Origin of the sequence: Plesiomonas sp., assembly GCF_051650925.1 — a bacterium.
GTDB lineage: Bacteria > Pseudomonadota > Gammaproteobacteria > Enterobacterales > CAMTGL01 > Plesiomonas.
The window spans coordinates 1-1,225 of the sequence record NZ_JBOFRH010000177.1 but is presented as its reverse complement, the minus strand read 5'-3'; the positions used below and the strand labels follow the sequence as shown (position 1 = coordinate 1,225).

The window sequence follows — 1,225 nt, the reverse complement described above, 5'->3', positions numbered from 1 at the left end:
CTCAGATGAATTGCCTGCTGACGGAAACTGAATACCGGCTCACGCACCGCCAGCAACATTCGCTCGCCAAGACTTTGCACCGCATCGCTTTGGGTCACCGGCGTCATCAGCGCAAACTCATCGCCACCAATGCGCGCCAAATAAGTTCCGCTGCCGGCGGCTTGCTGCAAGCGCAGCGCCACCTCAATTAACGCCGCATCCCCCGCCGCATGACCAAAGCAATCATTGATGCGCTTAAAATAATCCATATCGATCATAAACAGGGTGAACGGCCGAGTACTCTGGCAAAACTCCCCCAGCAAGCGATCATAAGCGCGGCGATTGAGCACCCGCGTTAAGTGATCATGCTCCAACATAAACTCTAGCTCGCGCGTGCGCTGTTGCAGCAAAAATTCATACAGACCGGTACGGTTTACCGCATAACCGACAATCAAGCTCACCAACAGGGAAACCACCAGCCCGCCCCACCACAAAATCTTCAGCAGCAGGCGATTTTCGGCGTACAGCGCCCAATGGCCGGTTACCGAAACCTTCCAGTGTCGATCACCTTGGGCAATATATTCCACGTGCTGCATGAGCGGCCCTGCCGAGTGCGGCGCAGCAACAGCAGCGGCTGAGTGATACAACACAATTTCTGAGCTCGATGAAACGTCACTGATTTGAATCGCCATCCCCGGCCGTGGATTAATGGTGTTTATCACATGAGAAAAATAAGCATAGCTGTTAATCACCGAAACAAATATGCCATCTAAACTTTTATCGCGGATATTACGCACCGCGTTGATCACCAAAAAACCATTTTTCCGATTGTTATTTTTGCTCTGTTGATTCCATAGCCGAATCGGGTCAGTAATTATTTGCTCCGCGCCCGCAATAATATCGGCCAAATAACTGTCACGTTTTTCGCCGCCAAATAACAAGCCTAAATATTGCTGATTTTGCTCGCTAGCCGGATAGACAAACGCTAATGGAAAGATATACGGCTGCGCCAATAGAGTGTCGAGCGGCGTATTGTCACTAAATAACCATCCTTGATAATGATAGGCCGGATAAATATTGCGCATCTGCTGTAAAAAAGGAGCCACTTGGTCTTGTGTTACCAGCGGAAACCACTCTAACTTGACGGTTTGTGGCGCACTTAAGCGCATGCTCTCGATATAGGCCTGAATATCGCGCAGTGGCACGTAATTATTGAGCCGGAACCCTAAGGATAATGACGTCAATA

At 49.8% G+C, this 1,225-nt stretch carries 1 protein-coding gene; it reads right to left on the bottom strand.

Annotation, left to right across the window (positions count from 1 at the left end):
* A partial coding sequence (locus ACRC27_RS04095) for a sensor domain-containing diguanylate cyclase (protein ID WP_438639254.1) occupies nucleotides 1–1,184 on the bottom strand: 1,184 nt, incomplete at its 3' end.
* Between the last annotated feature and the right edge of the window lie 41 nt (nucleotides 1,185–1,225).